Annotated in this window: 25 protein-coding genes, 2 pseudogenes and 1 riboswitch; of the genes and pseudogenes, 20 read left to right on the forward strand and 7 right to left on the reverse strand. The window is 54.0% G+C overall.

Annotation, left to right across the window (positions count from 1 at the left end):
* The first annotated feature begins 13 nt into the window (after positions 1-13).
* The 3 genes from ACLJRH_RS24860 to hutH all read left to right on the forward strand — a co-directional run bounded on the left by ACLJRH_RS24860 (position 14) and on the right by hutH (position 4,144).
* A complete protein-coding gene (locus ACLJRH_RS24860; RefSeq protein WP_000287413.1) occupies positions 14-739 on the forward strand; it encodes a histidine utilization repressor in 726 nt (241 codons plus the stop codon).
* Positions 740-935: 196 nt separating this feature from the next.
* On the forward strand, positions 936-2,627 hold the full coding sequence (gene hutU / locus ACLJRH_RS24865) for a urocanate hydratase (protein ID WP_001115216.1): 1,692 nt from the start codon (positions 936-938) through the stop codon (positions 2,625-2,627).
* A complete protein-coding gene (hutH, locus tag ACLJRH_RS24870; RefSeq protein WP_023136835.1) occupies positions 2,624-4,144 on the forward strand; it encodes a histidine ammonia-lyase in 1,521 nt (506 codons plus the stop codon). The genes hutU and hutH overlap by 4 nt, the downstream gene beginning before the upstream one ends.
* A gap of 84 nt (positions 4,145-4,228) precedes the next feature.
* On the opposite strand, the gene ACLJRH_RS24875 is transcribed toward hutH, so the two are convergent.
* The gene (locus ACLJRH_RS24875) at positions 4,229-4,705 is read right to left on the reverse strand and encodes a kinase inhibitor (protein WP_023136836.1); all 477 of its coding nucleotides are present in this window, start codon (positions 4,703-4,705) and stop codon (positions 4,229-4,231) included.
* 57 nt (positions 4,706-4,762) lie between these two features.
* A complete protein-coding gene (gene bioA / locus ACLJRH_RS24880) occupies positions 4,763-6,052 on the reverse strand; it encodes an adenosylmethionine--8-amino-7-oxononanoate transaminase (RefSeq protein ID WP_023136837.1) in 1,290 nt (429 codons plus the stop codon).
* Positions 6,053-6,138: 86 nt separating this feature from the next.
* On the opposite strand from bioA, the gene bioB reads away from it, so the two are divergent.
* From bioB to slrP, 7 genes are all read left to right on the forward strand, one after another.
* Positions 6,139-7,179, forward strand: a complete 1,041-nt coding sequence (gene bioB, locus ACLJRH_RS24885) for a biotin synthase BioB (protein WP_000090724.1) — start codon at positions 6,139-6,141, stop codon at positions 7,177-7,179.
* Complete coding sequence (gene bioF, locus ACLJRH_RS24890; RefSeq protein ID WP_000118941.1) at positions 7,176-8,333, forward strand: 8-amino-7-oxononanoate synthase; 1,158 nt, start codon at positions 7,176-7,178, stop codon at positions 8,331-8,333. Before bioB ends, bioF begins: the two co-directional genes overlap by 4 nt.
* Positions 8,317-9,072: a malonyl-ACP O-methyltransferase BioC gene (gene bioC / locus ACLJRH_RS24895; protein ID WP_000079904.1), complete on the forward strand. Its 756-nt coding sequence runs from the start codon at positions 8,317-8,319 to the stop codon at positions 9,070-9,072. The genes bioF and bioC overlap by 17 nt, the downstream gene beginning before the upstream one ends.
* The gene (gene bioD / locus ACLJRH_RS24900) at positions 9,065-9,751 is read left to right on the forward strand and encodes a dethiobiotin synthase (RefSeq protein WP_000167222.1); all 687 of its coding nucleotides are present in this window, start codon (positions 9,065-9,067) and stop codon (positions 9,749-9,751) included. The genes bioC and bioD overlap by 8 nt, the downstream gene beginning before the upstream one ends.
* Before the next feature lie 650 nt (positions 9,752-10,401).
* Complete coding sequence (gene uvrB, locus ACLJRH_RS24905) at positions 10,402-12,423, forward strand: excinuclease ABC subunit UvrB (RefSeq protein ID WP_000042502.1); 2,022 nt, start codon at positions 10,402-10,404, stop codon at positions 12,421-12,423.
* Positions 12,424-12,731: 308 nt separating this feature from the next.
* A complete protein-coding gene (locus tag ACLJRH_RS24910) occupies positions 12,732-12,905 on the forward strand; it encodes a hypothetical protein (protein WP_001563585.1) in 174 nt (57 codons plus the stop codon).
* A gap of 7 nt (positions 12,906-12,912) precedes the next feature.
* Positions 12,913-15,180, forward strand: coding sequence for an SPI-1 type III secretion system effector E3 ubiquitin transferase SlrP (gene slrP / locus ACLJRH_RS24915; RefSeq protein WP_000482003.1), 2,268 nt, complete (start codon positions 12,913-12,915; stop codon positions 15,178-15,180).
* A gap of 91 nt (positions 15,181-15,271) precedes the next feature.
* On the opposite strand, the gene yvcK is transcribed toward slrP, so the two are convergent.
* Positions 15,272-16,180 carry a uridine diphosphate-N-acetylglucosamine-binding protein YvcK gene (gene yvcK, locus ACLJRH_RS24920; RefSeq protein ID WP_001246032.1) on the reverse strand — a complete coding sequence of 303 codons (909 nt, stop codon included), beginning with the start codon at positions 16,178-16,180 and terminating at the stop codon, positions 15,272-15,274.
* A 264-nt stretch (positions 16,181-16,444) separates the two neighbouring features.
* Positions 16,445-16,589, forward strand: a riboswitch (molybdenum cofactor riboswitch).
* Between yvcK and moaA the strand changes: the two genes are divergently transcribed.
* The 9 genes and pseudogenes from moaA to ACLJRH_RS24965 all read left to right on the forward strand — a co-directional run.
* Positions 16,577-17,566: a GTP 3',8-cyclase MoaA gene (gene moaA / locus ACLJRH_RS24925; RefSeq protein WP_000168180.1), complete on the forward strand. Its 990-nt coding sequence runs from the start codon at positions 16,577-16,579 to the stop codon at positions 17,564-17,566. Its footprint overlaps the riboswitch before it by 13 nt.
* Before the next feature lie 21 nt (positions 17,567-17,587).
* Positions 17,588-18,100 carry a molybdenum cofactor biosynthesis protein B gene (gene moaB, locus ACLJRH_RS24930; protein WP_000084604.1) on the forward strand — a complete coding sequence of 171 codons (513 nt, stop codon included), beginning with the start codon at positions 17,588-17,590 and terminating at the stop codon, positions 18,098-18,100.
* A gap of 2 nt (positions 18,101-18,102) precedes the next feature.
* A complete protein-coding gene (moaC, locus tag ACLJRH_RS24935) occupies positions 18,103-18,588 on the forward strand; it encodes a cyclic pyranopterin monophosphate synthase MoaC (protein ID WP_000080894.1) in 486 nt (161 codons plus the stop codon).
* The gene (moaD, locus tag ACLJRH_RS24940; protein WP_000598596.1) at positions 18,581-18,826 is read left to right on the forward strand and encodes a molybdopterin synthase sulfur carrier subunit; all 246 of its coding nucleotides are present in this window, start codon (positions 18,581-18,583) and stop codon (positions 18,824-18,826) included. Before moaC ends, moaD begins: the two co-directional genes overlap by 8 nt.
* A gap of 1 nt (position 18,827) precedes the next feature.
* Positions 18,828-19,280, forward strand: a complete 453-nt coding sequence (gene moaE, locus ACLJRH_RS24945; protein ID WP_023136838.1) for a molybdopterin synthase catalytic subunit MoaE — start codon at positions 18,828-18,830, stop codon at positions 19,278-19,280.
* 47 nt (positions 19,281-19,327) lie between these two features.
* Positions 19,328-20,032 carry a Bax inhibitor-1 family protein gene (locus ACLJRH_RS24950; RefSeq protein WP_000373611.1) on the forward strand — a complete coding sequence of 235 codons (705 nt, stop codon included), beginning with the start codon at positions 19,328-19,330 and terminating at the stop codon, positions 20,030-20,032.
* A gap of 145 nt (positions 20,033-20,177) precedes the next feature.
* Entirely contained in the window at positions 20,178-20,885 is a 708-nt protein-coding gene (locus ACLJRH_RS24955) for a Bax inhibitor-1 family protein (protein ID WP_000529054.1), read from the forward strand.
* A gap of 23 nt (positions 20,886-20,908) precedes the next feature.
* A pseudogene (locus tag ACLJRH_RS24960) lies at positions 20,909-21,142 on the forward strand (hypothetical protein); the annotation flags it as partial.
* Positions 21,069-21,317, forward strand: a pseudogene (locus tag ACLJRH_RS24965) (hypothetical protein); the annotation flags it as partial. The pseudogenes ACLJRH_RS24960 and ACLJRH_RS24965, both read left to right, overlap by 74 nt.
* A gap of 2 nt (positions 21,318-21,319) precedes the next feature.
* Here ACLJRH_RS24965 and ACLJRH_RS24970 read toward each other — a convergent pair.
* From ACLJRH_RS24970 to ACLJRH_RS24980, 3 genes are read right to left on the reverse strand one after another with little or no spacing between them, the layout of a single operon-like run.
* Positions 21,320-22,282 carry a YbhN family protein gene (locus tag ACLJRH_RS24970; protein ID WP_001129824.1) on the reverse strand — a complete coding sequence of 321 codons (963 nt, stop codon included), beginning with the start codon at positions 22,280-22,282 and terminating at the stop codon, positions 21,320-21,322.
* Positions 22,282-23,523: a cardiolipin synthase ClsB gene (clsB, locus tag ACLJRH_RS24975; RefSeq protein ID WP_000649639.1), complete on the reverse strand. Its 1,242-nt coding sequence runs from the start codon at positions 23,521-23,523 to the stop codon at positions 22,282-22,284. The genes ACLJRH_RS24970 and clsB overlap by 1 nt, the downstream gene beginning before the upstream one ends.
* Positions 23,520-24,278, reverse strand: coding sequence for an endonuclease/exonuclease/phosphatase family protein (locus tag ACLJRH_RS24980; protein WP_000192039.1), 759 nt, complete (start codon positions 24,276-24,278; stop codon positions 23,520-23,522). Before ACLJRH_RS24980 ends, clsB begins: the two co-directional genes overlap by 4 nt.
* 132 nt (positions 24,279-24,410) lie before the next feature.
* Here ACLJRH_RS24980 and ACLJRH_RS24985 point away from each other — a divergent pair, with 132 nt between their 5' ends.
* Complete coding sequence (locus ACLJRH_RS24985; protein ID WP_000871970.1) at positions 24,411-24,821, forward strand: YbhQ family protein; 411 nt, start codon at positions 24,411-24,413, stop codon at positions 24,819-24,821.
* Here ACLJRH_RS24985 and ACLJRH_RS24990 read toward each other — a convergent pair.
* On the reverse strand, positions 24,783-25,889 hold the full coding sequence (locus ACLJRH_RS24990) for an ABC transporter permease (RefSeq protein ID WP_023136839.1): 1,107 nt from the start codon (positions 25,887-25,889) through the stop codon (positions 24,783-24,785). The two genes, ACLJRH_RS24985 and ACLJRH_RS24990, sit on opposite strands and share 39 nt — an antisense overlap.
* Between the last annotated feature and the right edge of the window lie 41 nt (positions 25,890-25,930).

Consider the following 25,930-nt stretch of genomic DNA (forward strand, 5'->3'; position numbering starts at 1 on the left):
GAAGGCTTCACGCATGTATTCATCCCGCTCCCGTTCTGCGCCTGCGCCTTTTTACGAAACGGTGAAACAGGACATCTGTAAAAAAATAGCCGGCGGCGTCTGGCAGCCGCACGATCGCATTCCGTCGGAAGCTGAACTGGTCGCTCAGTATGGCTTTAGCCGAATGACCATCAACCGGGCGCTGCGTGAGCTGACGGATGAAGGGTGGCTGGTGCGTTTACAGGGCGTGGGGACGTTTGTCGCCGAACCAAAAGGCCAGTCCGCGCTGTTTGAAGTCCGCAGTATCGCCGAGGAGATTGCCGCCCGCCGTCATCAGCATCGTTGTGAGGTGCTCACGCTGGAGCGCGTGCGGGCAAACGCCATCCAGGCCAGCGCTCTCAACGTCAATGAGAGCGATGTCATTTTCCATTCCATCATGGTGCATTATGAAAACGATCTGCCGGTACAAATTGAAGATCGCTGCGTGAATGCGGATATTGCCGTGGATTACCTGACGCAAGATTACCGTCAGACCACGCCGCACGCTTATTTGTCGCGGATCGCGCCGCTAACGGAAGGGGAACATATTGTGGAGGCGGTGCGCGCCACGGCGCAAGAGTGCGCGTGGTTAACAATCAAAGAGCATGAGCCTTGTCTGCTCATTCGTCGTACAACCTGGTCCGCGTCGCGGATTGTTTCTCACGCCCGCTTACTTTTCCCCGGGTCGCGCTATCGGCTACAGGGACGATTTATCTCCTGAGCGGGCCGCTGCCGGAAAACGTGATTGCTGACACAATATAACAAAATTGTATCATTTTTGTTAATTCTATTCTTGTGCTTACTTGTATAGACAAGTATATGTCTGATTCTTATCTGTGGGTCTGCGGCGGTGCCTGATAGTGGCGTTTTAGCGTTATTTGGCGATGGCAGACCGATAACAATGAGGAGTCATTGCTATGCCTGAAAGCAAGTATCGTCAGCAGACTATCCGCGCGCCCCGAGGCACGGTATTAACGGCGAAAAGCTGGCTGACAGAAGCCCCGCTGCGGATGTTAATGAATAATCTCGATCCTGACGTGGCGGAAAATCCGCATGAGCTGGTGGTCTACGGCGGGATTGGTCGCGCCGCGCGCAACTGGGAATGCTATGACGCTATTGTTGATGCGCTCACCCGGCTGGAGGCGGACGAAACGTTGCTTATTCAGTCTGGCAAACCGGTCGGCGTATTTAAAACGCACGACAACGCGCCGCGGGTATTAATCGCCAACTCCAACCTGGTTCCCCACTGGGCGACATGGGAACACTTTAACGAACTGGATGCGAAAGGGCTGGCGATGTACGGTCAAATGACGGCCGGAAGCTGGATCTATATCGGCAGTCAGGGAATCGTGCAGGGAACATACGAAACCTTTGTCGAGGCGGGGCGTCAGCACTATAACGGCACGCTGGCGGGACGCTGGGTGCTGACCGCCGGGCTGGGCGGCATGGGCGGCGCGCAACCGCTAGCCGCGACGCTGGCCGGAGCGTGTTCGCTGACGATTGAATGCCAGCAAAGCCGTATCGATTTTCGTCTGCGTACTCGCTACGTGGATGAGCAGGCCGCCACGCTGGATGACGCGTTGGCCCGCATTACGCGCTACACCCGCGAGGGGAAAGCCGTGTCCGTCGCCCTGTGCGCGAACGCGGCGGATATCCTGCCGGAACTGGTTAATCGCGGCGTGCGCCCGGACCTGGTGACCGATCAGACCAGCGCCCACGATCCGCTACATGGCTATTTACCCTCCGGCTGGCGCTGGGAGGAGTATCAGAAAAACGCGCAATCCGATCCCCACGGGACGATGCAGGCAGCGAAACGTTCCATGGCGGCGCATGTTCGGGCGATGCTGGCGTTCAGTCAAATGGGCGTGCCGACCTTTGACTATGGCAACAATATTCGCCAGATGGCGAAAGAGATGGGGGTGGAAAACGCCTTTGATTTTCCGGGATTTGTGCCAGCCTATATTCGTCCGCTGTTCTGTCGTGGCATCGGGCCGTTTCGCTGGGTGGCGCTGTCCGGCGATCCGCAGGATATCTATAAAACCGATGCCAAAGTCAAAGAGATAGTGGCTGAGGATAAACATCTGCATCACTGGCTGGATATGGCGCGCGAGCGCATTCATTTTCAGGGGCTACCGGCGCGTATCTGCTGGGTAGGCCTGGAGTGGCGGCAAAAACTGGGGCTGGCGTTCAACGAAATGGTGCGTTGCGGTGAGGTATCCGCGCCTATTGTGATTGGCCGCGATCACCTGGATTCCGGTTCTGTCGCCAGCCCTAACCGTGAAACCGAAGCGATGCGCGACGGTTCCGACGCGGTTTCCGACTGGCCGCTGTTAAATGCGTTGCTGAATACCGCCAGCGGGGCGACATGGGTATCGCTCCATCATGGCGGCGGGGTGGGGATGGGTTTTTCGCAACACGCCGGTATGGTGATTGTCTGTGATGGCACTGACGAGGCCGCCGCGCGTATTCGCCGCGTGTTACACAACGATCCGGCGACGGGCGTCATGCGCCATGCCGATGCCGGATATGATCTCGCGGTGGAATGCGCTGTTGAGCAAGGTCTGAATTTACCGATGGTTGCGGCGACACAGGGGGAAAGGCTGATATGAACACCATGACACTCACTCCGGGGCAGTTAAGCCTCTCTCAACTGTACGATGTCTGGCGTCATCCGGTACAGCTTCGGCTGGACGCCAGCGCCATTGACGGCATTAACGCCAGCGTCGCGTGCGTCAATGATATCGTTGCCGAAGGGCGTACCGCCTACGGCATCAACACCGGTTTCGGTCTGCTGGCGCAGACGCGCATCGCTGATGAAGACTTGCAAAATCTACAGCGATCGTTGGTGCTGTCTCACGCCGCGGGCGTAGGCGACCCACTGGATGACGCGATGGTGCGTCTGATCATGGTATTGAAAATCAATAGCCTGGCGCGCGGGTTTTCCGGGATTCGGTTGAGCGTGATAGAGGCGCTCATCGCTCTGGTTAATGCCGGCGTGTATCCGCTGATTCCGGCAAAAGGCTCGGTTGGCGCGTCGGGCGACTTAGCGCCGCTGGCGCATCTGTCGCTGACGCTGCTTGGCGAAGGAAAAGCGCGCTGGCAGGGTGAATGGCTTCCGGCGCAGACGGCGCTAAAAAAGGCCGGACTGGAGCCTGTCGCGCTGGCGGCCAAAGAGGGGCTGGCGCTGCTTAACGGCACCCAGGCGTCAACGGCCTTTGCGCTGCGCGGTTTGTTTGAGGCACAGGAGTTATTTGCCTCCGCCGTTGTCTGCGGCGCGCTGACTACCGAAGCCGTGCTGGGATCGCGCCGTCCTTTTGATGCGCGCATTCATGCCGCGCGCGGACAAAAGGGGCAAATTGACGTCGCGCGGTTGTTCCGGCATCTGCTGACCGATACCAGCGCCATTGCTGAATCACATCACCACTGTCATAAAGTTCAGGACCCGTATTCCCTTCGCTGCCAGCCACAGGTAATGGGCGCTTGTTTGACCCAGTTACGTCAGACGAAAGAGGTACTGCTGGCTGAGGCCAACGCGGTGTCCGATAATCCGCTGGTCTTTGCCGATGCGGGGGAGGTGATCTCCGGCGGTAACTTCCATGCTGAACCGGTTGCCATGGCGGCGGATAATCTGGCGCTGGCGATAGCGGAAATCGGCGCGCTATCGGAGCGGCGCATCGCGCTGATGATGGATAAACATATGTCGCAGTTACCGCCGTTTCTGGTGAAAAATGGCGGCGTTAATTCCGGTTTTATGATTGCCCAGGTCACCGCCGCAGCGCTCGCCAGCGAGAATAAAGCGCTGGCGCACCCGCACAGCGTGGATAGCCTGCCGACCTCGGCGAATCAGGAAGATCATGTCTCAATGGCCCCGGCGGCAGGACGGCGACTCTGGGAAATGGCGGCGAATACCCGCGGCATCATTGCCGTGGAGTGGCTGGCTGCCTGTCAGGGGATAGATTTACGGGAAGGGTTAACCTCCAGCCCGTTACTGGAACAGGCGCGGCAGACACTGCGCGAGCGGGTGGCGCACTATACGCAGGATCGTTTTTTCGCACCCGATATTGAGTGTGCGACGGCGCTGCTGGCGCAAGGCGCGTTACAGCGTCTGGTGCCGGACTTTATGTGAATGCTGCCGGATGGCGAGGCGCTTATTCGGCTTACCCAACCCGTTGGCAGGGTAAGACGTTTACGCCGCCATCCGGCACAGCGTTTAACTGAACATCGCCGTGATCGAGGCGCTGGCGAGCGAATGGAAATGCACGTTAAAGCCGACCATCGCGCCGCTGGCGTCTTCATCAACGTCAAGACGCTCGACGTCCAGCGCGTGAACCGTAAAGATATAGCGGTGCGTTTCCCCTTTAGGCGGCGCCGCGCCGCCGTAGCCGGCTTTACCGAAATCGGTACGCGTCTGAATGACGCCGTCTGGTACGGCTACCAGGTCTGAGCCGAACCCCTGGGTCAGTACGCGCGTATCCGCCGGGAGGTTCACCACCACCCAGTGCCACCAGCCGGAGCCGGTCGGCGCGTCGGGATCGTAACAGGTCACGACAAAACTTTTGGTGCCCATCGGCACGTCGTCCCAGGCCAGATGCGGCGAAATATTATCGCCATCATAGCCCATACTGTTAAAAACGTGGCGATGAGGAAGTTTATCTCCATCGCGCAAATCGTTGCTGATAAGTTTCATGCGCTCTCCTTTTGACTCACCAGAAGTGTAGCCAGAAGCAGCATCGCTTACCGCTGATTAATGGCTAAAAAATGTTTCATTGTGTACCGCGTCATTGACCGCCTGGGTCAAACAGCGCAGTTGATCCGGACGAATAATGTAGGGCGGCATCAGGTAGATTAGCTTGCCGAACGGCCTGATCCAGACGCCTTGCCCGACGAAGAAGCGTTGAAGCGCCGCCATATTGACCGGATGCGTGGTTTCAACCACCCCAATCGCGCCCAACACCCGCACATCTGCCACCCAGGGAGAACTTTGCGCGGGGGCTAACTCAGCGTGTAACTGAGACTCGATAGACGCCACCTGCTGACGCCATTCGCCGCTTTCCAGCAGCGTCAGGCTGGCGCAAGCGACGGCGCAGGCCAGCGGATTCCCCATAAACGTCGGGCCATGCATAAAACACCCCGCCTCGCCGTTGCTAATAGTCTCTGCAACCTGGCGTGTCGTGAGCGTTGCCGAGAGGGTCATGGTGCCGCCGGTTAAGGCTTTGCCGAGACACAGAATATCCGGCGCGATCCCGGCGTGCTCGCAGGCGAACAGTTTGCCGGTACGGCCAAACCCGGTGGCTATTTCATCGGCAATCAGCAGAATGCCTTCGCGATCGCACATGTTACGAATACGCCTGAGCCATTGTGGATGATATATGCGCATCCCGCCCGCGCCCTGAACGATAGGTTCCAGAATCACTGCGGCGATTTCATGGCGATGCGCGGCCATCAGGCGGGCAAATGGCGCGATGTCGCTTTCATCCCATTCGCCATCCATCCGGCTTTGCGGCGCCGGCGCGAACAGATTTTCCGGCAGATAGCCTTTCCACAAGCTGTGCATGGAGTTATCCGGATCGCACACCGACATCGCGCCGAACGTGTCGCCATGATAACCGTGGCGAAACGTCAGAAAACGCTGACGCGATTCGCCCCGCGCCTGCCAGTATTGCAGCGCCATCTTCATGGCCACTTCTACCGACACCGAACCAGAGTCGGCCAGAAAGACACACTCCAGCGGCTCAGGCGTTATCGCGACCAGCTTACGGCACAGATTCACCGCAGGTTGATGGGTTATGCCGCCGAACATGACATGCGACATGGCGTCAATTTGCGCTTTCATCGCCGCGTTCAATTGCGGGTGGTTATAACCATGAATGGCCGCCCACCAGGAGGACATCCCCTCAATCAGGCGTTCGCCCGAGGCGAGAACCAGCTCGCAGCCTTCGGCCCGCTCAACGGGATATACCGGCAGCGGCGAGGTCATGGAAGTGTAAGGATGCCAAATATGGCGTTTATCGAAGGCCAGATCGTCCGTTGTCATAATCGACTTGTAAACCAAATTAAAAAGATTTAGGTTTACGAGTCTACACCATATCAAAAACAAACAACATATTTTGGAGAAGCCCGATGGCTCGCCACCCACGCTGGACACTGTCGCAAGTAACCGAATTATTTGAAAAACCACTGCTGGAATTGCTGTTTGAAGCGCAGCAAATTCATCGCCAGCATTTCGATCCGCAGCAGGTACAGGTTAGTACGCTGCTGTCGATCAAAACCGGCGCCTGCCCGGAGGATTGTAAATACTGCCCGCAGAGCTCGCGCTATAAAACCGGGCTGGAAGCCGAGCGTTTAATGGAAGTAGAGCAGGTACTGGACTCCGCCCGTAAAGCGAAAAACGCCGGTTCGACCCGCTTCTGTATGGGGGCGGCCTGGAAGAATCCGCATGAACGCGATATGCCTTATCTGGAGAAGATTGTACAGGGCGTCAAAGCGATGGGGCTGGAAACCTGTATGACGCTCGGTATGTTGAACGAGAGCCAGGCGCAGCGTCTGGCTAATGCCGGGCTGGATTACTACAACCACAACCTCGATACCTCGCCGGAGTTTTACGGCAATATCATCACTACCCGTACCTATCAGGAGCGCCTCGACACGCTGGAAAAAGTCCGTGAAGCAGGGATTAAAGTGTGCTCCGGCGGCATTGTGGGTCTGGGCGAAACGGTTACCGATCGCGCCGGACTGTTGTTGCAGTTGGCGAACCTGCCGACGCCGCCGGAAAGCGTGCCAATTAACATGCTGGTGAAGGTGAAAGGCACGCCGCTTGCGGATAACGATGACGTGGATGCGTTTGATTTTATTCGTACTATCGCTGTGGCGCGCATCATGATGCCGACCTCATACGTGCGTCTTTCCGCAGGGCGTGAACAGATGAACGAACAGACCCAGGCGATGTGCTTTATGGCCGGGGCGAACTCGATTTTCTATGGCTGCAAATTGTTAACTACGCCAAATCCGGCAGAGGACAAGGATCTGCAGTTATTCCGTAAGCTGGGGCTGAATCCGCAGCAGACCAGGGTGCTGGCGGGCGATAACGAGCAGCAGCAACGTCTGGAGCAGACGCTGATGACGCCTGACACCGATGATTATTACAACGCGGCAGCCTTATGAGTTGGCAACAACGCGTCGACGATGCGCTGACGGCGCGTCGGGCGACGGATACGTTGCGCCGCCGCTATGTGGTGTCGCAGGGCGCCGGACGCTGGCTGGTAGCGAACGGGCGACAGTATCTTAACTTCTCCAGCAATGATTACCTCGGCTTAAGTCAACATCCGCAGATTATTCGCGCCTGGCAACAGGCAGCGACGCGTTTTGGCGTCGGCAGCGGCGGGTCGGGTCATATCAGCGGTTATTCCGTGGCGCACCAGGCGTTAGAGGAGGAACTGGCGCAATGGTTAGGATATCCACGCGCGCTGCTGTTTATCTCTGGCTTTGCGGCGAATCAGGCGGTCATTACCGCCTTAATGAAAAAAAATGACCGGATTGTGGCCGACAGGTTGAGTCATGCTTCCCTGCTGGAAGCCGCTAATCTGAGTCCGGCGCAGCTTCGCCGCTTTATCCATAACGATACGCAGCATCTGTCGCGTTTACTGCAATCGCCCTGCGTGGGTCAGCAACTGGTGGTGACAGAAGGTGTATACAGCATGGACGGCGACAGCGCGCCGCTGGCGGAAATCCAGCACATTGCCCGCAGGCATCATGCCTGGCTGTTGGTTGATGATGCGCACGGCATCGGCGTGACTGGCGATGAGGGGCGGGGCACCTGCTGGCAACGGGGGGTGAAGCCTGAGTTGCTGGTAGTGACTTTCGGTAAGGGGTTTGGCGTCAGCGGCGCAGCGGTGCTCTGCTCGGAAAGCGTCGCGGATTATCTGCTGCAATTTGCCCGCCATCTGGTTTACAGCACCAGTATGCCGCCCGCCCAGGCGCAGGCGTTAAGCGCCTCGCTGGCGGTGATCCGTAGCGATGAAGGTGGTGAACGGCGCGAAAAACTCGCCGCTCTGGTTCAGCGCTTTCGGGCCGGCGTTAACGCGTCCCGATTTACGCTACTGAATGCCCATAGCGCCATCCAGCCGTTAATCGTGGGCGATAACAGCCGTGCATTGCGCCTGGCGGAGGCGCTACGTCAACAAGGATGCTGGGCGACGGCGATTCGTCCGCCGACGGTGCCTGTCGGTACGGCGCGCCTGCGCTTAACGTTAACGCAGGCGCATGAAGCGTGCGATATAGACCGTCTGCTGGAGGTGCTGCATGGCGCAGGTGAATAAGCAGGCTATTGCGGCGGCGTTTGGCCGGGCCGCATCGCAATATGAACAACACGCCTCTTTGCAGCAACACAGCGCGGATGCGCTGCTGACGCTGTTGGCAGGCCGCCAGTTTGCCAGTGTGTTGGACGCAGGCTGCGGCCCTGGACGTATGAGTCGTTACTGGCGAGAGCGGGGGAGCGAAGTGACCGCCCTGGATCTTTCGCTGGCGATGCTGCAACAGGCGCGCGATCGTCAGGCGGCGCATCACTATTTGCTGGCGGATATCGAAGCGATTCCCCATGACGCCGAAGTTTTTGACCTGGCCTGGAGCAACCTGGCGGTCCAGTGGTGCGGCGATTTACGTGATGCGTTGAGCGAGTTGTATCGGGTTGTACGGCCCGGCGGCGTGGTGGCGTTTACCACCTTGTGCCAGGGGTCGTTGCCGGAGCTGCGTCAGGCATGGCAGGCCGTCGATAATCGCGCTCACGCGAATAGCTTTTTGCCGGAAGAGGCCATTGACCACGCGCTGCGCGGCTGGCGGGCGTCTCGTCATACTCAGGCGATGACATTGTGGTTTGAGGATGCCCTGAGTGCGATGCGCTCGCTTAAAGGCATTGGCGCCACCCATCTTCATGAAGGGCGGGAGTCGGATGTATTAACCCGCGCCCGGCTTAGACAGATTCAGTTGGCATGGCCGCAGCGGCAGGGGAAATATCCGCTGACGTACCATCTTTTTATGGGAGTGATTGAACGTGACTAAACGCTATTTTGTGACCGGTACTGATACTGAAGTCGGTAAAACGGTTGCCAGTTGCGCCTTATTGCAGGCCGCAACGCAGTTAGGTTATCAAACCGTAGGCTATAAGCCCGTCGCTTCCGGCAGCGAAATGACAACCGACGGGCTACGCAATAGCGATGCCCTGGCCTTGCAGCGTAACAGCAGCCTCCCGCAACCTTATTCCGCTATCAATCCTTATACTTTTGCCGAGCCTACCTCTCCCCACATCGTTAGCGCCGACGAAGGCCGGGCGATAGACGCGGCGGTATTATCACGCGGATTGCGAACGCTGGAGGCGCAGGCAGACTGGGTGTTGACAGAAGGGGCGGGCGGCTGGTTTACACCGCTCTCTGCCACGCTGACGTTTGCCGACTGGGTACAGACGGAGCAGCTGCCGGTGATTCTGGTTGTTGGCGTCAAGCTGGGCTGTATTAATCACGCCATGCTGACGGCACTGGCGGTAGAACAGGCCGGATTACCACTTGTCGGATGGATAGCCAACGACATACAGCCGCCGGGCGCGCGTCATGGTGAATATCTCGCGACGCTTCGCCGCGTCATACCGGCCCCGCTGTTAGGGGAAATCCCGTGGCTGGGCGTTTCTCCATCGCAGGCGGCGACAGGACAGTATCTGGACCTTAGCCCCCTGGAACGCGCCTGACCGCGCTTAAAAACCGCCTTCTTGCAGGATCAGACGATCCTGCTGTTCTTTCGCCAGACCCTCCTGACGTCGCCAGGCTAAAAATGTGCAAAATGTGAGCGTGTACGCCTCAATTTTTCCCTTCTCGTTAGCCAATAATCTGCCAAAAATAGCGATAATTTTTTTTTATCGCCCGGCGAAAACGTCAGGGGCCGATTTTGCCAGGCGGCAGGGGATACGGGCTGGAAGCAGTTATCCACTATTCCTGTGGATAACCTTGTGTATTAGAGTTAGAAAACACAACGTAAGCGAGAGGCGACGCGGCCTGCGACTAAATTGGCGCGAAAGACGGCTTGAGAAAATATCCCTTTTTAGACAGCAAGTTATATAAAATCAATGGTTGTAAAGGAATGGGGATACGTTGACATAAAACTTTCATCATCCGACTTGACAAATGTTAAAAAAGACTCTGGTCTGGGGATAACCAGCGCACTGCTGGAATTTTACCCCGCGACTGTCTATGTTTTACCTCTAAATAGCGTGGGGTATCTGCCGATAGCCATTATACACTGGAGTGTTACTGTTTTTTCATCCAGTGTTTTTTATTGGCAATATTCACCGTCGAGAGTAAAATTACATCCCTGCCCGCTCACTCCTTCAGGTAGCCGCTCATGAGTAAACCGTTCAAACTGAATTCCGCTTTTAAACCTTCTGGCGATCAGCCGGACGCTATACGTCGTCTGGAAGAGGGGCTGGAGGACGGGCTGGCGCATCAGACGTTATTGGGCGTGACCGGCTCCGGGAAGACATTCACCATCGCCAACGTCATTGCGGACTTGCAGCGGCCAACGATGGTGCTTGCGCCCAATAAAACCCTGGCGGCGCAGCTCTACGGCGAAATGAAAGAGTTTTTCCCGGAAAACGCGGTGGAGTATTTCGTCTCCTACTATGACTACTATCAACCGGAAGCGTATGTGCCAAGTTCGGATACGTTTATCGAAAAAGACGCTTCGGTAAACGAACATATTGAGCAAATGCGGTTGTCGGCAACGAAAGCGTTGCTTGAGCGACGCGATGTCGTGGTGGTGGCTTCCGTGTCCGCGATTTACGGTCTGGGCGATCCGGATCTCTACCTGAAAATGATGCTGCATCTGACGGTGGGAATGCTGATTGACCAGCGCGCGATTTTGCGTCGGCTGGCGGAATTGCAATACACCCGTAACGATCAAGCTTTTCAGCGTGGTACCTTTCGCGTGCGCGGCGAAGTGATCGACATCTTCCCGGCTGAATCTGACGATATCGCGCTACGCGTTGAGCTGTTTGATGAAGAAGTGGAACGCCTGTCGCTGTTCGACCCGTTAACCGGGCAGGTAGAGTCAACGGTGCCACGTTATACCATCTATCCCAAAACGCACTACGTGACGCCGCGCGAGCGTATTCTGCAGGCGATGGAAGAGATAAAAGATGAGCTGGCGGACAGGCGTAAAGTCTTGCTGGCAAATAATAAGCTGCTTGAAGAGCAGCGATTAAGCCAGCGCACGCAGTTCGATTTAGAGATGATGAACGAGCTGGGCTACTGCTCAGGCATTGAAAACTATTCCCGCTTTCTGTCGGGCCGCGGGCCGGGCGAACCGCCGCCAACCTTGTTCGATTATCTGCCCGCCGACGGACTGCTGGTGGTGGATGAGTCTCATGTCACCATCCCGCAGATAGGCGGCATGTATCGCGGCGACCGGGCGCGCAAAGAGACGCTGGTCGAGTATGGCTTCCGTCTGCCTTCGGCGCTGGATAACCGTCCGCTGAAGTTTGAGGAGTTTGAAGCCTTAGCGCCGCAAACTATCTATGTTTCCGCCACGCCCGGCAACTATGAGCTGGAAAAATCTGGTGATGAGGTGGTGGATCAGGTCGTGCGACCGACCGGGCTGCTGGACCCGATTATTGAAGTGCGTCCGGTGGCGACCCAGGTGGACGATCTGCTGTCCGAAATTCGTCAGCGTGCGGCCATTAATGAGCGTGTCCTTGTCACTACGCTTACCAAACGGATGGCGGAAGATTTGACCGAATATCTGGAAGAACACGGCGAGCGCGTGCGTTACCTGCACTCAGATATTGATACCGTGGAGCGCATGGAAATCATCCGCGATTTGCGTCTGGGCGAGTTTGACGTTCTGGTGGGGATTAACCTGCTGCGCGAAGGGCTGGATATGCCGGAAGTCTCGCTGGTGGCGATTCTGGACGCCGATAAAGAGGGCTTCCTGCGCTCCGAGCGCTCCCTGATTCAGACCATAGGACGCGCGGCGCGTAACGTTAATGGTAAAGCGATTCTGTATGGCGATAAAATCACGCCGTCGATGGCGAAGGCGATTGGCGAAACCGAGCGACGTCGCGAGAAGCAGCAGAAGTACAACGAAGAGCACGGTATCACTCCGCAGGGGCTGAATAAAAAAGTGGTCGACATCCTGGCGCTGGGGCAGAACATTGCGAAAACCAAAGCGAAGGGGAAAGGCAAGGGCCGTTCTACGGCAAAAGCCGGAATTGTCGAACTGGATATGACGCCGAAAGCGTTGCAGCAGAAAATTCATGAACTGGAAGGGCAAATGATGCAGCACGCGCAAAATCTGGAGTTTGAAGAAGCCGCGCAAATTCGCGACCAGTTGCACCAGTTACGCGAGTTGTTTATCGCGGCGTCCTGACAATGTGTCGATCGGCAGCGAGTCATCGTTACCATGGCTCGCTTTTGAGAATTTCAGTGCAATAGTAAGGGCTAAGTCAGTCAGGAATGAAAAACAGTGACAGGCTTTGACTAACGGGATTGTCGAAAAACTCAAAACATCAATGGGGTAGCTAGTTTAATCACAACTGAAGAAAATTAGCGTTGAGGCTGAACCCAACGCTAATTTTCCCTCTCTCCTCGGCTATGAAAAAAAACGCCCCGTATTATCGGTATAGCTATCCTTATGATCGTCATTTTAATCTTATGTGAGTTCGTTGAAAGCGTGTCATGGCAACAGATTACATCATTCTACTTAAAAAAGAGGTGATGGAAGCGCGAGCATTTATAAGTCAAGCGCTGCAAATACTGAATGATTTGTCCGAAATAATGATGACTATGACCTCTTGTTTAAAGTTGAGAATATCCTTATCTGTTACTTTAGGTTACGTTCAGATCAGGTAGGGAAAATATGTTTAATATTACTAATATACAATCTACGGCAAGGCATCAAAGTATTAGCAATGAGGCATCAACAGAGGTGCCTTTAAAAGAAGAGATATGGAATAAAATAAGTGCCTTTTTCTCTTCAGAACATCAGGTTGAAGCACAAAGCTGCATCGCTTATCTTTGTCATCCACCTGAAACCGCCTCGCCAGAAGAGATCAAAAGCAAGTTTGAATGTTTGAGGGAGTTAGCCTTCCCGGCGTATGCGGATAATATTCAGAGTAATAGAGGGGGGACAGACCAATACTGTATTTTGAATGAAAATAGTCAGGAAATTCTGTCTATAATTTTTAATACAGAGGGCTATACCGTTGAGGGAGGGGGAAAGTCAGTCACCTATACCCGTGTAACAGAAAGCGAGCAGGCGAGTAGCGCTTCCGGCTCCAAAGTTGCTGTGAATTATGAGTTAATCTGGTCTGAGTGGGTAAAAGAGGCACCAGCGGAAGAGGCAGCAAATCGTGAAGAAGCCGTACAACGGATGCGTGACTGCCTGAAAAATAATAAGACGGAACTCCGTCTGAAAATATTAGGACTTACCACTATACCCGCCTGTATTCCTGAGCAGATAACTACTCTGACACTCGATAACAATGAACTGAAAAGTTTGCCGGAAAATTTACAGGGAAATATAAAGACCCTGTATGCCAGCAGTAATCGGCTAACCAGTATCCCTGCCACGTTACCGGATACCATACAGAAAATGGAGCTGAGCATTAACCGTATTACTGAATTACCGGAACGTTTGCCTTCAGCGCTTCAATCGCTGGATCTTTTCCATAATAAAATTAGTTCTTTACCTGAAAATCTACCTGAGGAACTTCGGTACCTGAGCGTTTATGATAACCGCATAAGGACACTGCCAGAACATCTTCCGTCAGGGATTACCCATTTGAATGTGCAGAGTAATTCGTTAACCGCTCTGCCTGAAACATTGCCGCCGGGCCTGAAGAATCTGGAGGCCGGCGAAAATGCCTTAACCAGTCTGCCCGCATCGTTACCACCAGAATTACAGTTCCTGGATGTAAGTAAAAATCAGATTACTGTTCTGCCTGAAACACTACCTCCCACGATAACAACGCTGGACGTTTCCCGTAACGCATTGAGTAATCTACCGGAAAACCTCCCGGCGGCATTACAAATAATGCAGGCCTCTCGCAATCGCCTGGTCCGTCTCCCGGAGTCGTTACCCCATTTTCGTGGTGAAGGACCTCAACCTACAAGAATAATCGTAGAACGTAATCCTTTTTCAGAACGAACAATACAGAATATGCAGCGGCTAATGTCCTCTGCGGGTTATCAGGGACCCCGGGTATTGTTTGCCATGGGCGACTTTTCAACTGTTCGGGTAACTCGACCACTGCATCAAGCTGTCCGGGGGTGGCTAACCAATCTCGAGGAGGAAGACGTCAACCAATGGCGGGCGTTTGAGACGGAAGTAAACGCGGCAGCCTTCAGCATGTTTCTGGATCGTCTTGGCGATACGCAGAACACCCGACATTCGGATTTTAAGGAGCAAGTCTCCGCCTGGCTAATGCGCCTGGCTGATGATAGCACACTAAGAGAAACCGCATTTATTATAGCGATGGATGCAACGATAAGCTGTGAAGATCGGGTCACACTGGCATACCACCAAATGCAGGAAGCGACGTTGGTTCATGATGCTGAAAGAGGCGTCTTTGATAGCCACTTAGCGGAACTGATTATGGCGGGGCGTGAAATCTTTCGGCTGGAGCAAATAGAATCGCTCGCGAGAGAAAAGGTAAAACGGCTGTTTTTTATTGACGAAATCGAAGTATTTCTGGGTTTTCAGAATCAGTTACGAGAGTCGCTGTCGCTGACAACAATGACCCAGGATATGCGATTTTATAACGTTTCGGGTATCACTGAGTCTGACCTTGACGAGGCGGAATTAAGGATAAAAATTGCTGAAAATAGGGATTTTCACAAATGGTTTGCGCTGTGGGGGCCGTGGCATAAAGTGCTGGAGCGTATAGCGCCAGAAGAGTGGCGTGAAATGATGGCTAAAAGGGCTGAGTATATTGAAACGGATGAGTATCAGAGCCGGGTCAATGCTGAACTGGAAGCGTTAGGAATAGCGGGTGATCCTGACGCAGAGCGCATGGCTGGGATGCGGATAATGGAAGAGATCAATCAGACCCACTTTACTGGGATCATGGAGAATATATTGCTGAAAAAAGAGGTGAGCTCGCTCATGAGCGCCTACTGGCGATAGCTGAACGCAGTTTATCAGAAGGGGGAGAGAGCCTGTTTACCCTTCGGTGTAAACAGGCATCTGATAAGCGCAGCGTCGTCGGTAAACGGGCTTAACCCAACGCCTGTAGCGCTTTTTCCAGCGCATTGTGTAGTAACTGACGATCGTGGCGATAGGGGATATCGCTGGCCTCCAGCACTTCCTGAATCACCACCCGATCGTTCACCGCACTGACGTCAACTTGCGGTCCAACCACCACTGCGTCAATGACTTTTTTGCCAATATATTGCTCCATCATCGCCAGCTTATCGACCAGCGTTAAACTGGCGGCGGGCAGACTCAGTTCGCGGCCCAGATTGCCGATATACACCATTGGCGCCGGGGTGCGCCGCAGCGCCTGCGCCAGTTCATCAAGCAGCAGGCAAGGCATCAGGCTGGTATAAAAACTGCCAGGGCCAATCAGAATCAGATCCGCGTCATTAATGGCCTGTACCGCTTCCCGCGTCGCCGGAACGTTTGGCGTTAACATGATCTCCTGCGGCGGCGTCGCTAACTGATCGATATTCACCTCGCCATAAATCTCATGCCCCTGATCGTCAATCGCCATCAGATCTACCGGTAGCTCCGACATCGGGATCAGCTGCGCGTCCACTTTAAGCAGATTACGAATTAAATTAATCGCTTCCAGAGGCCGCACGCTCAGGTGATCTAACGCCTTTAACATCAAATTTCCGAGGTTATGACCAGAAAGTTCGCCATTACCGCCAAAACGATACTCAAACATAGCGGATGCGACGCTGGGTTCGGTTATTAACTGATTCAGACAGTTGCGCATATCGCCCCAGGCGATTCCGCCTTCCGAGCGGCGAATACGGCCAGTTGACCCCCCGTTATCTGTGGTAGTCACAATGCCGGTCAGGCGCGAACCTAATGAAGAAAGCGAGGAGAGGACGCGTCCTAATCCATGCCCTCCGCCGAGGGCAACGACACGATCAAGGTCAGCCAGCGTACGATTGCGCATAAAAATTCCTGAAGTCAAATAAGCAGCGCTACAGTAGCGCAAGTCGCGGGTTTTCAGCAATTAGCCGACCGGCTAAAAGACAATTAATTATTCCCGACTACCCCTTTATAGCGAGGGCGTTACCACGGCTAAATGATATATATCAATGTAAAAGTGTGATTTTCACGTATTCTGTCGCTAAATAGCACGATCATATCGCTATGTATATGTTTATATAGCGAAAGCGTGATGGCGAAATTGTCATTTACACGCTAGTATCGGCGTAACCACAGTAAACACTCTAGCCTCTGCACCTGGGTCATTTTTGATATGGTGCTTTGGCCGTGACAACGTTTAACGTTTGCCACCAGGGCGCAGGAAGAAATGACTCCGCCTCCCGTATTTGGAAAGGTGTACATGGCTTCACAACTTACCGATGCTTTCGCGCGTAAGTTTTACTACTTGCGTTTGTCGATTACCGATGTGTGCAACTTTCGTTGCACCTACTGTCTGCCGGATGGCTACAAACCTGGCGGCGTTACTAACAACGGTTTCCTTACCGTCGATGAAATTCGTCGCGTTACGCGCGCTTTTGCCAGTCTTGGCACGGAGAAGGTGCGTCTTACCGGCGGCGAGCCTTCATTACGCCGCGATTTTACCGACATCATTGCCGCCGTAGGTGAAAATGATGCTATTCGCCAGATCGCGGTGACCACTAACGGTTATCGACTGGCGCGCGATGCCGCGAACTGGCGCGAAGCGGGGCTGACGGGCGTCAATGTTAGCGTGGATAGTCTGGATGCGCGTCAGTTCCATGCGATTACCGGTCAGGACAAATTCCGCCAGGTGATGGCGGGCATCGATGCCGCCTTTGACGCCGGTTTCGAAAAGGTGAAAGTCAACACCGTGCTGATGCGCGACGTGAATCACCATCAGTTGGATACCTTCCTTGCCTGGATTCAGCCTCGCCCCATTCAGCTACGCTTCATTGAACTTATGGAGACGGGCGAGGGGAGCGATCTCTTCCGCAAACATCATATTTCGGGTCAGGTATTACGCGACGAGCTGATTAAGCGCGGCTGGATCCACCAGCTCCGCCAGCGTAGCGATGGCCCGGCGCAGGTTTTTTGTCATCCCGATTACGCCGGTGAGATCGGTCTCATTATGCCGTACGAAAAAGATTTCTGCGCCACCTGTAACCGCCTGCGTGTTTCGTCCGTCGGTAAGCTGCATTTATGTCTGTTTGGCGACGGCGGCGTGAGTTTACGCGACCTGTTACAGGATGATGCGCAGCAATACGCGCTTGAGGAACGTATTTCCGACGCGTTGCGGGAGAAAAAGCAGACCCATTTCCTTCACCAGAGCAATACTGGTATTACGCAAAATTTATCTTACATTGGCGGTTAATCCTTAATAAGGAGATTTCAGATGAGTCAGGTCAGCGCTGAATTTATCCCGACCCGCATCGCTATTCTTACTGTTTCCAGCCGACGCGGCGAAGAAGACGACACCTCCGGTCATTATCTGCGTGATTCGGCGCAGGAGGCCGGGCATGAAGTGGTGGCGAAAGCCATCGTTAAAGAAAACCGTTACGCGATTCGCGCCCAGGTTTCCGCCTGGATCGCCAGTGATGAGGTGCAGGTCGTATTGATAACTGGCGGGACCGGTTTGACCGAAGGCGATCAGGCGCCGGAAGCGCTGTTGCCGCTGTTCGATCGTGAAGTGGAAGGATTTGGCGAAGTGTTTCGCATGCTCTCGTTTGAAGAGATCGGCACCGCAACTCTGCAGTCGCGCGCGGTAGCTGGCGTGGCGAATAACACCTTGATTTTCGCCATGCCGGGCTCCACAAAAGCGTGCAGAACCGCATGGGAGAATATCATTGCGCCGCAGTTGGATGCCCGTACACGCCCATGTAATTTTCACCCTCATTTAAAGAAATAACGATGTCGCAATTAACCCATATAAACGCCGCAGGCGAAGCGCACATGGTGGACGTTTCCGCGAAAGCGGAAACCGTTCGTGAAGCGCGTGCGGAAGCATTCGTTACCATGCGTAGTGAAACGCTGGCGATGATTGTTGATGGCAAACACCACAAGGGCGATGTTTTCGCGACCGCCCGAATTGCCGGTATTCAGGCCGCCAAACGCACCTGGGAGCTGATCCCGCTGTGCCACCCGCTACTGCTAAGTAAAGTGGAGATTCAGCTTCAGGCCGAGCCGGAGCATAACCGTGTACGTATTGAGTCTCTGTGCCGTCTGACCGGTAAAACCGGCGTCGAAATGGAAGCATTAACCGCGGCGTCCGTCGCGGCGTTAACCATCTACGACATGTGCAAAGCGGTACAAAAAGATATGGTAATTGGTCCGGTGCGCCTGCTGGCGAAAAGCGGCGGCAAATCGGGGGATTTTAAGGTGGATGCGCATGATTAAGGTGCTTTTCTTCGCCCAGGTTCGCGAGCTTACAGGAACTGATGCGCTGGATCTTCCAGCAGATTTTTCCACCGTTGAGTCGCTGCGACAGCATCTGGCGACAAAGAGCGATCGTTGGGCGCTGGCGCTGGAAGACGGCAAGCTGTTGGCGGCGGTCAACCAGACGCTGGTAAGTTTTGACCACCCGCTGACGGCGGGCGATGAAGTGGCGTTTTTCCCGCCAGTCACGGGGGGCTAACATGCACGAAACGCGAATTGTAGTCGGCCCTGCGCCGTTTAGCGTCGGGGAGGAATATTCCTGGCTGGCGGCGCGCGACGAAGACGGCGCGGTCGTCACCTTTACCGGAAAAGTGCGCAATCATAACCTGGGCGATAGCGTTAAGGCGCTGACGCTGGAGCATTATCCCGGCATGACTGAGAAAGCTCTGGCGGAGATCGTCGCAAAGGCGCGTTCCCGCTGGCCGCTGGGGCGGGTCACGGTGATTCATCGCGTTGGCGAATTATGGCCGGGCGATGAGATTGTGTTTGTCGGCGTCACCAGCGCGCACCGCAGTAGCGCGTTCGACGCCGGTCAGTTCATTATGGATTATCTGAAAACCCGTGCGCCGTTCTGGAAGCGTGAAGCCACGCCGGAAGGCGAACGCTGGGTCGAAGCGCGCGACAGCGACCAGCAGTCGGCGAAACGTTGGTAGCAGAATGTGATACGCTTTAGGGTATCATTTCCACACAGGAGTTCATCATGGACAGATTTCCACGATCTGATTCAATAGTGCAGGCGCGGTCCGGCCTGCAGACCTATATGGCGCAAGTGTATGGCTGGATGACGGTCGGACTGTTACTGACCGCGTTTATCGCGTGGTATGCGGCTAATACGCCAGCCGTCATGATGTTTGTCTTTTCCAGTAAGATCACCTTCTTTGGCTTAATTATTGCCCAGCTTGCGCTGGTGTTTGTTCTGTCGGGACTGGTGCATAAGCTTAGCGCCGGAATGGCGACGACGCTGTTTATGCTCTATTCGGCGCTAACCGGATTGACGTTATCCAGTATTTTTATCGTTTACACCTACTCCTCTATCGCCAGCACGTTTGTGGTGACGGGGGGAATGTTTGGCGCCATGAGCCTGTACGGGTACACCACTAAGCGCGATCTTAGCGGTTTCGGCAATATGCTGTTTATGGCGCTTATTGGTATCGTTCTGGCGTCGCTGGTCAATTTCTGGTTGAAGAGTGAAGCGCTGATGTGGGCGGTAACCTATATCGGGGTGGTGGTGTTTGTCGGTCTGACCGCCTATGACACGCAGAAACTGAAAAATATCGGCGAGCAAATAGATACCCGCGATAGCGCTAATCTGCGTAAATATTCGATTCTCGGCGCGTTAACGCTGTACCTGGACTTTATCAACCTGTTCCTGATGTTACTGCGTATTTTTGGTAATCGCCGCTAATTATCGCGATCTCTTAAAATCCTGGCCCTGCGCCAGGATTTTTTTAGGACTATATTTAGGGCGAAACAGCATAAATATCTTAGAAATGTTTTCCTGCGCTTGCCATTCTTATCACCGTGATCATGTGAAGAGTGATAAATGACAAGTGGGACCTCTGGCTGCAATACGTATACGACAAATAGCATTTATTCCCGCGACAATGTTATCCCTTACCTATTGGTATACTGCGTTGGGACTATGGTGTACCGCCGGCATTATATGGTTAACGTTGTATACTCATTTTTTGATAACTCACGTTCAACCTGTTGTTGTTTTGTGGATATCAGCACTTTTGCTTGGCCTGGGGTATGGGGCCATTACCTGTCTTTCCCGCTTTGGCACTGTTGTCGCAACGTTGATATATATTGCCATCATTACGCTTACCGGCGTGTCATTAGCTTACCTTTTCTCAGGTGGCGCGACCATTTTCGTGATTGGTGGAATCATGTTTAGTCTTAATGCCTTATTTATTTTCTACCTGAATATCAGTTCTGGTCTATTCAGACCGTTAATTTTTATGGCGGTAAGCGGGATCATCGCTGCGATAGTTGTCAATAGCCTGGTGGCCAGTAGCACTCTGGTCTGGATAGTCAGTGTGCTGACGGTATTGGTGTGGACATTGATTACAGCGCTAGAAAAATCCACGCTTCACGGTTATGCCCGCATGTTATACCACGGCGAGTTTTCATCGCTGCCTCGTTGCGCTTTATTTGGCGCGCTGACGCTTTACCTTGGCATTATTAATGCTGTGGTTACGCTGTGTCGTTATATCATTTTGATGATTCTGGAAATACTATTATCTTTCAGGCCGTAGGCGTTGCAGGTTTTTTATTCAGGTTGGTGATGATGGGTATAATGAGTAAATTATGTGGCAAACAATTTTGGTTAGCGTTTTGTGAAGCTAAAGACGTCACTCGCGCCATTAAAAATGGCGGCGAGGATTTTAATAAGAAATGCCCACCAGCGCTAATTTCTCATTTCATTACCGGATTGTCATGGGAATATGAACGGGGTCATTATTTACCGGTATGCGCTATTGCTGGCCATTATTTCCGTTACGTTGGCAACGTTCTGTACCCTGTCATCAGTATTCATGGGCGAGTTTCACGAAGTGCTCCTGCTGCTGTTTAGCTGGTCATTGCTGCTTTTTTCCCGCTTACAGATGAATACGTCTTTTTTCTCAGCATATGTTTATTTTTACCGGATAAAACGCGTTGTGCTGGAAAGCGAAAACGCGTCTGCTTAGATTTATTTCGCCATCGCCCGCTCGTTTTTCGCCCGCAGCTTCTTCGCCCGGCTTTCCAGGATCAGGTAGCACACCAGCGCCAGCAACAGGGGAATAAAATAGTAAAGCACGCGGTACGCGAGCAGGGCGGCGATAATCGTGCCTTGCGACGTATGTTCGCCCGCCAGCAACGCGAGGAATACGGCCTCCAGCACGCCGATGCCTGCCGGAATATGCACGATGACGCCCGCGATACTGCTCACCAGCAGTACGCCCAGCACAAAGAAATAGTTCACATCCTGACCCATCAGCAGCCAGATGATGGCGCCCATCGCCATCCAGTTCGCGCTGGAGATCGCCATCTGCGCCAGCGCGAATTTCCATGACGGCAGCACCAGTTTCTGCCCTTTAATCGTCATATGCCGCCGCTTTGCAAAGGCGCAAAACCACAGATAGACCGCGATAATCAACAATAAAACGATACCGAGAATACGTAGCGTGCCTTCATCGATATACCAGTGGTCGGGAAGCTGGACAACGCCGAAGGTAAAAATGATGCCGCCCAGCAGAATATAGCCCAGCCAGTTAGTGGTAATGCTGAGCGAGAAAATGCGCGTGATAGTACTGCCGGGCAACCCGAGGCGAGAGTATAGTCGGTAACGCATCCCGATCCCGCCGACCCAGGTGCTGAGCGTCAGGTTAAAGGCATAGCAGACGAACGATACCAACATCACCTGTCGCTTCGCCAGTTTATGGCCGCAATAAAGCCGTCCAAGCAGGTCGTAGCAGCCGTACAGAAGATAGCTAACGATCACCAGTCCTACAGCGCTTAAAAGCGCCGTGCGGTTATAGTCGCGGATGACGGTCCAGACATCACCCCAGTCGACCTTTTTAGCATAAACCACCAGCAGAACGACGACCGCAATAAAAAACAGCCAGGTCAGCACTTTTTTAGCCAGCCGCCAGCGCGGATGCGATTTAGCCATTAGGGCTTCACTCCTGTATTTTCTGGATCAACGCGATCCTGGGTTTCCATTTCTGGCTGGGCAGGCGGGGGAACCTGCGCCAGATGCGGGGTATGCGCAGGTAGCCAGCCGACCAGCGCCGGGAAATGACGTAAAAAGTGGAACGCCAGCACGCTTTTGGTCAGGTTCCACCAGGTGCGTTTCGGCAGCATAGACTCATCGACCTGCTTACAATCGTTCACGATGATGCCTTGTAAATTATCGCGCAGGGTCTGGTTAAAGGTACGATCGTGAATGATCAGGTTAGCTTCAAGGTTAAGCGACAGGCTGAGCGGATCGAGATTACTCGACCCTACCGTGGCCCAGTGATCGTCCATCAGCGCCACTTTGCCATGCAGCGGACGGCGTCGGTATTCATAAACCTGCACGCCGCCCTTCACCAGATAGTTATAGAGCAACCGCGCGCCGACTTTGACTATCGGCATGTCTGGTTCCCCCTGGACAATCAGTTTTACGCTCACGCCACGGCGGGCGGCTTTACGCATTGCGTGGAGCAAGCGATAGCCGGGGAAAAAATAGGCGTTAGCGATAATCACTTCACGCTTTGCCTGGGTCAGCATTTTCAGATAATGACGTTCGATATCGTCACGGTGCTCTTCGTTATCCCGCCAGACAAACAGCGCCTGCGCTTCGCCGGGGTGACGGTTTTCTTCAGCCTGGTGATGGCGCTTCCACCAGCGGCGCGCGGGGCTTTGCCCCGGCAGATTCTCGACTTCGAATTGCAGGATATCGGCCACAACAGGCCCTTCGACCCGTACCGCGTAGTCTTGTTTCGCCTGCGGGCCGTAATCCGACATATGTTCGGCGGAGTAGTTAATGCCGCCGACAAAAGCAATACGATCATCAATCACCACAATTTTGCGGTGCATTCGGCGGAAGATATTGGTTCGCAACCCCAGTAGACGCGGGCGGGGGTCGTAATAGCGAAAAATCACGCCCGCCGAGGTTAATTCGCCGACAAACGCGTCGCTGAGATCGGGAGAGCCGTAGCCGTCGAGTAATACTTCGGCTTTTACGCCGCGCTGTGCGGCTTTTAGCAGAGCGGCATGGAGTTTTTTACCCACCTCATCTTCAAACAAGATAAAGGTTTCCAGAATGATTTTTTGCTGTGCCTGAGCGATAGCCTCAAACACGGCAGGATAGAACTGGTCGCCGTTTTCCAGTAGCTGAATTTGATTACCTTCACGCCAGCCGCATTTCATAGATGGATCTCCGCGCTAAGGGGGGCATGGTCTGATAAATGTCGCCAGTTCCGCAGCGGTAGTGCCGTAGGAGAACTGGCGTTCGCATTCTTGACGTAAATACGATCGAGTCGCAGCAGCGGCATACTCACCGGGAATGTGCGCGCCGGTCGGCCATGGGCACGGGTGAATATCTCCTCCAGCCCGGCCGCGTTTAACGGCGGGCCGGCCTTTTGCCGCCAGTCATTAAAGTCTCCGGCCACCAGCACCGGTTCTGATTCCGGCAAGGCATTCACCCATCCCGCCAGCATGGTTAGCTGTGCCTGGCGGTGACTCTCCCGCAGGCCGAGATGTACGCACATGACGTGGATAGGGCGGTTGAGCATGGGCGGCGTAATGCGGCAATAGAGCACGCCGCGTTTTTCGCTACCGCCGACCGAGACGTCGCGATTTTCATAATGTTCAATGGGATAGCGAGAAAGAACCGCGTTACCGTGGTGGCCTTCCGGATAGACCGCATTGCGGCCATAGGCGAAATCGCTCCACATGGTGTCGGCCAAAAATTCATAGTGGGTAGTGTCCGGCCAGTTTTCGATATGCAGCGGATGTACTTCATGCGCGCCCATCACTTCTTGCAGACAGACGATATCGGCGCCGACCGTTCTGACGGCGTCGCGCAGCTCCGGCAGGATGAAGCGTTTATTAAAGGCGGTAAAACCTTTGTGCGTATTAATTGTGAGCACTTTGAATGAAAAATTTCGCGTGTGTTGAGTCATTTTCTTCCTGTCCGCGTCACTATCCTGATTGAAATAGTGTAGTCGTCGTCACAAAAAGATGCGGTCTTACGGAATTTTCCGTAAAGTTCGGTACTCTGAATAATGAGAGAAAAATGCTTCAGGAGAAAAGCCATGAAGTGGCAACAACGCGTTCGTGTCGCAACCGGCCTCGGTTGTTGGCAGATTATGTTGCATTTACTGGTAGTGGCGATGCTGGTAATAGGCTGGATGAGCGGCACATTAGTGCGCGTCGGCCTGGGATTATGCGTGCTTTATGGCGTGACGGTACTGCTGATGCTGGCGTTGCAGCGCCATCATGAGCAACGCTGGCGCGATGTGGCGGATGTGCTGGAAGAGCTGACTACCACCTGGTACTTCGGCACCGCGCTGATTGTCCTCTGGCTGCTATCCCGCGTATTGCAAAACAATGTCTTACTGGCTCTGGCGGGGCTGGCTATCCTGGCCGGGCCCGCCGTAGTCTCGCTACTGGCGAAAGATAAAAAGCTACATCACTTTGCGTCTAAACATCGCATACGCCGCTGAACCCGTGGTGGCCGCTATCACCAGTAGCGGCCACAAACTTTCCCAGACAATCCCCAGACTCGCATCCTTAAGATAAATTTGCTTGGTAATATCAGTAAAGTGGCGGATAGGGTTTATCCACGTCAGGTTTTGCAGCCAGACCGGCATATTTTCCACTGGCGAGACATACCCCGAGAGCAAAATCGCTGGCATCATAAAGACAAAGACGCCGATAAACGCCTGCTGTTGCGTGGCGCAAAGCGATGATATCAGCAAGCCAAAGCCTACCAGCGACAGCCCGTAAATCACCATCGTGAAATAAAACAGCGCTAACGAACCGGCGAAGGGAATTTGGTATGCCCAAATGCCGATAGCCAGCACGATCGTGGCCTGGAAGGTCGCGACAATCAGCGCCGGCACCGCTTTACCAACGAAAATCTGCCAGGTGGTGAGCGGAGAGACCAGCAGCTGATCCAGAGTGCCTTGTTCACGCTCGCGGGCGACGGACAGCGAAGTGACGATCATCACGCCAATAGTGGTGATCATGGCGATCAGCGAGGGCACCACAAACCACTTGTAGTCCAGATTCGGGTTATACCAGTTGCGTACCACCAGTTCGCTATTGTTGGGCTTTGGCTTGCCGTCCATCAATGTCTGCTGATACTCCTTGACGATCTGTTGCAGATAATTGGCGGCGATTTGCGCGCTGTTGGAGTTACGTCCATCAAGAATGAGTTGCATCGGCGCAGGCTGGAAGGTATCCAGATTCCGCGAGAAATCCGCCGGGAAGCGTACCAGCAGCAGCGCTTTTTGCGTATCGATAGTCGGCTGGATCTCCTGCGGACTGTTCAGCAATAGCACATGGGTAAACGCTTTCGCGCGGGCAAAGCGCTGGGTAAGTTCTACCGAATGTTTGCCGTTATCTTCGTTATAGATGGCGATAGTCGCGTTAGTGACTTCAAGTGTCGCGGCGAACGGAAACAGGATGACCTGAATCAGCACAGGCAGAATCAGGATCGCGCGCGTTTGCGGTTCGCGTAAAAGCGATTGCAGTTCTTTGCGAATTAATGTCCATAAGCGATGAAACATGTCCGTCCTCTCGGTCCAGTTTGTAGGCCTGATAAGCAAAG

The organism is Salmonella sp. SAL04162, assembly GCF_046551535.1.
Lineage (GTDB): Bacteria > Pseudomonadota > Gammaproteobacteria > Enterobacterales > Enterobacteriaceae > Salmonella > Salmonella enterica.

Coding starts and splice junctions, on each gene's coding strand:
- moaA (WP_000168180.1), top strand. CDS start 16,577: ATGGCTTCACAACTTACCGATGCTTTCGCGCGTAAGTTTTACTACTTG.
- ACLJRH_RS24910 (WP_001563585.1), top strand. CDS start 12,732: ATGGCAACAGATTACATCATTCTACTTAAAAAAGAGGTGATGGAAGCG.
- ACLJRH_RS24875 (WP_023136836.1), bottom strand. CDS start 4,705: ATGAAACTTATCAGCAACGATTTGCGCGATGGAGATAAACTTCCTCAT.
- clsB (WP_000649639.1), bottom strand. CDS start 23,523: ATGAAATGCGGCTGGCGTGAAGGTAATCAAATTCAGCTACTGGAAAAC.
- moaE (WP_023136838.1), top strand. CDS start 18,828: ATGCACGAAACGCGAATTGTAGTCGGCCCTGCGCCGTTTAGCGTCGGG.
- yvcK (WP_001246032.1), bottom strand. CDS start 16,180: ATGCGCAATCGTACGCTGGCTGACCTTGATCGTGTCGTTGCCCTCGGC.
- hutH (WP_023136835.1), top strand. CDS start 2,624: ATGAACACCATGACACTCACTCCGGGGCAGTTAAGCCTCTCTCAACTG.
- bioC (WP_000079904.1), top strand. CDS start 8,317: ATGGCGCAGGTGAATAAGCAGGCTATTGCGGCGGCGTTTGGCCGGGCC.
- moaD (WP_000598596.1), top strand. CDS start 18,581: ATGATTAAGGTGCTTTTCTTCGCCCAGGTTCGCGAGCTTACAGGAACT.
- bioA (WP_023136837.1), bottom strand. CDS start 6,052: ATGACAACGGACGATCTGGCCTTCGATAAACGCCATATTTGGCATCCT.
- uvrB (WP_000042502.1), top strand. CDS start 10,402: ATGAGTAAACCGTTCAAACTGAATTCCGCTTTTAAACCTTCTGGCGAT.
- ACLJRH_RS24950 (WP_000373611.1), top strand. CDS start 19,328: ATGGACAGATTTCCACGATCTGATTCAATAGTGCAGGCGCGGTCCGGC.
- bioF (WP_000118941.1), top strand. CDS start 7,176: ATGAGTTGGCAACAACGCGTCGACGATGCGCTGACGGCGCGTCGGGCG.
- slrP (WP_000482003.1), top strand. CDS start 12,913: ATGTTTAATATTACTAATATACAATCTACGGCAAGGCATCAAAGTATT.
- hutU (WP_001115216.1), top strand. CDS start 936: ATGCCTGAAAGCAAGTATCGTCAGCAGACTATCCGCGCGCCCCGAGGC.
- ACLJRH_RS24970 (WP_001129824.1), bottom strand. CDS start 22,282: ATGGCTAAATCGCATCCGCGCTGGCGGCTGGCTAAAAAAGTGCTGACC.
- moaC (WP_000080894.1), top strand. CDS start 18,103: ATGTCGCAATTAACCCATATAAACGCCGCAGGCGAAGCGCACATGGTG.
- ACLJRH_RS24990 (WP_023136839.1), bottom strand. CDS start 25,889: ATGTTTCATCGCTTATGGACATTAATTCGCAAAGAACTGCAATCGCTT.
- ACLJRH_RS24985 (WP_000871970.1), top strand. CDS start 24,411: ATGAAGTGGCAACAACGCGTTCGTGTCGCAACCGGCCTCGGTTGTTGG.
- bioB (WP_000090724.1), top strand. CDS start 6,139: ATGGCTCGCCACCCACGCTGGACACTGTCGCAAGTAACCGAATTATTT.
- moaB (WP_000084604.1), top strand. CDS start 17,588: ATGAGTCAGGTCAGCGCTGAATTTATCCCGACCCGCATCGCTATTCTT.
- ACLJRH_RS24980 (WP_000192039.1), bottom strand. CDS start 24,278: ATGACTCAACACACGCGAAATTTTTCATTCAAAGTGCTCACAATTAAT.
- ACLJRH_RS24860 (WP_000287413.1), top strand. CDS start 14: ATGTATTCATCCCGCTCCCGTTCTGCGCCTGCGCCTTTTTACGAAACG.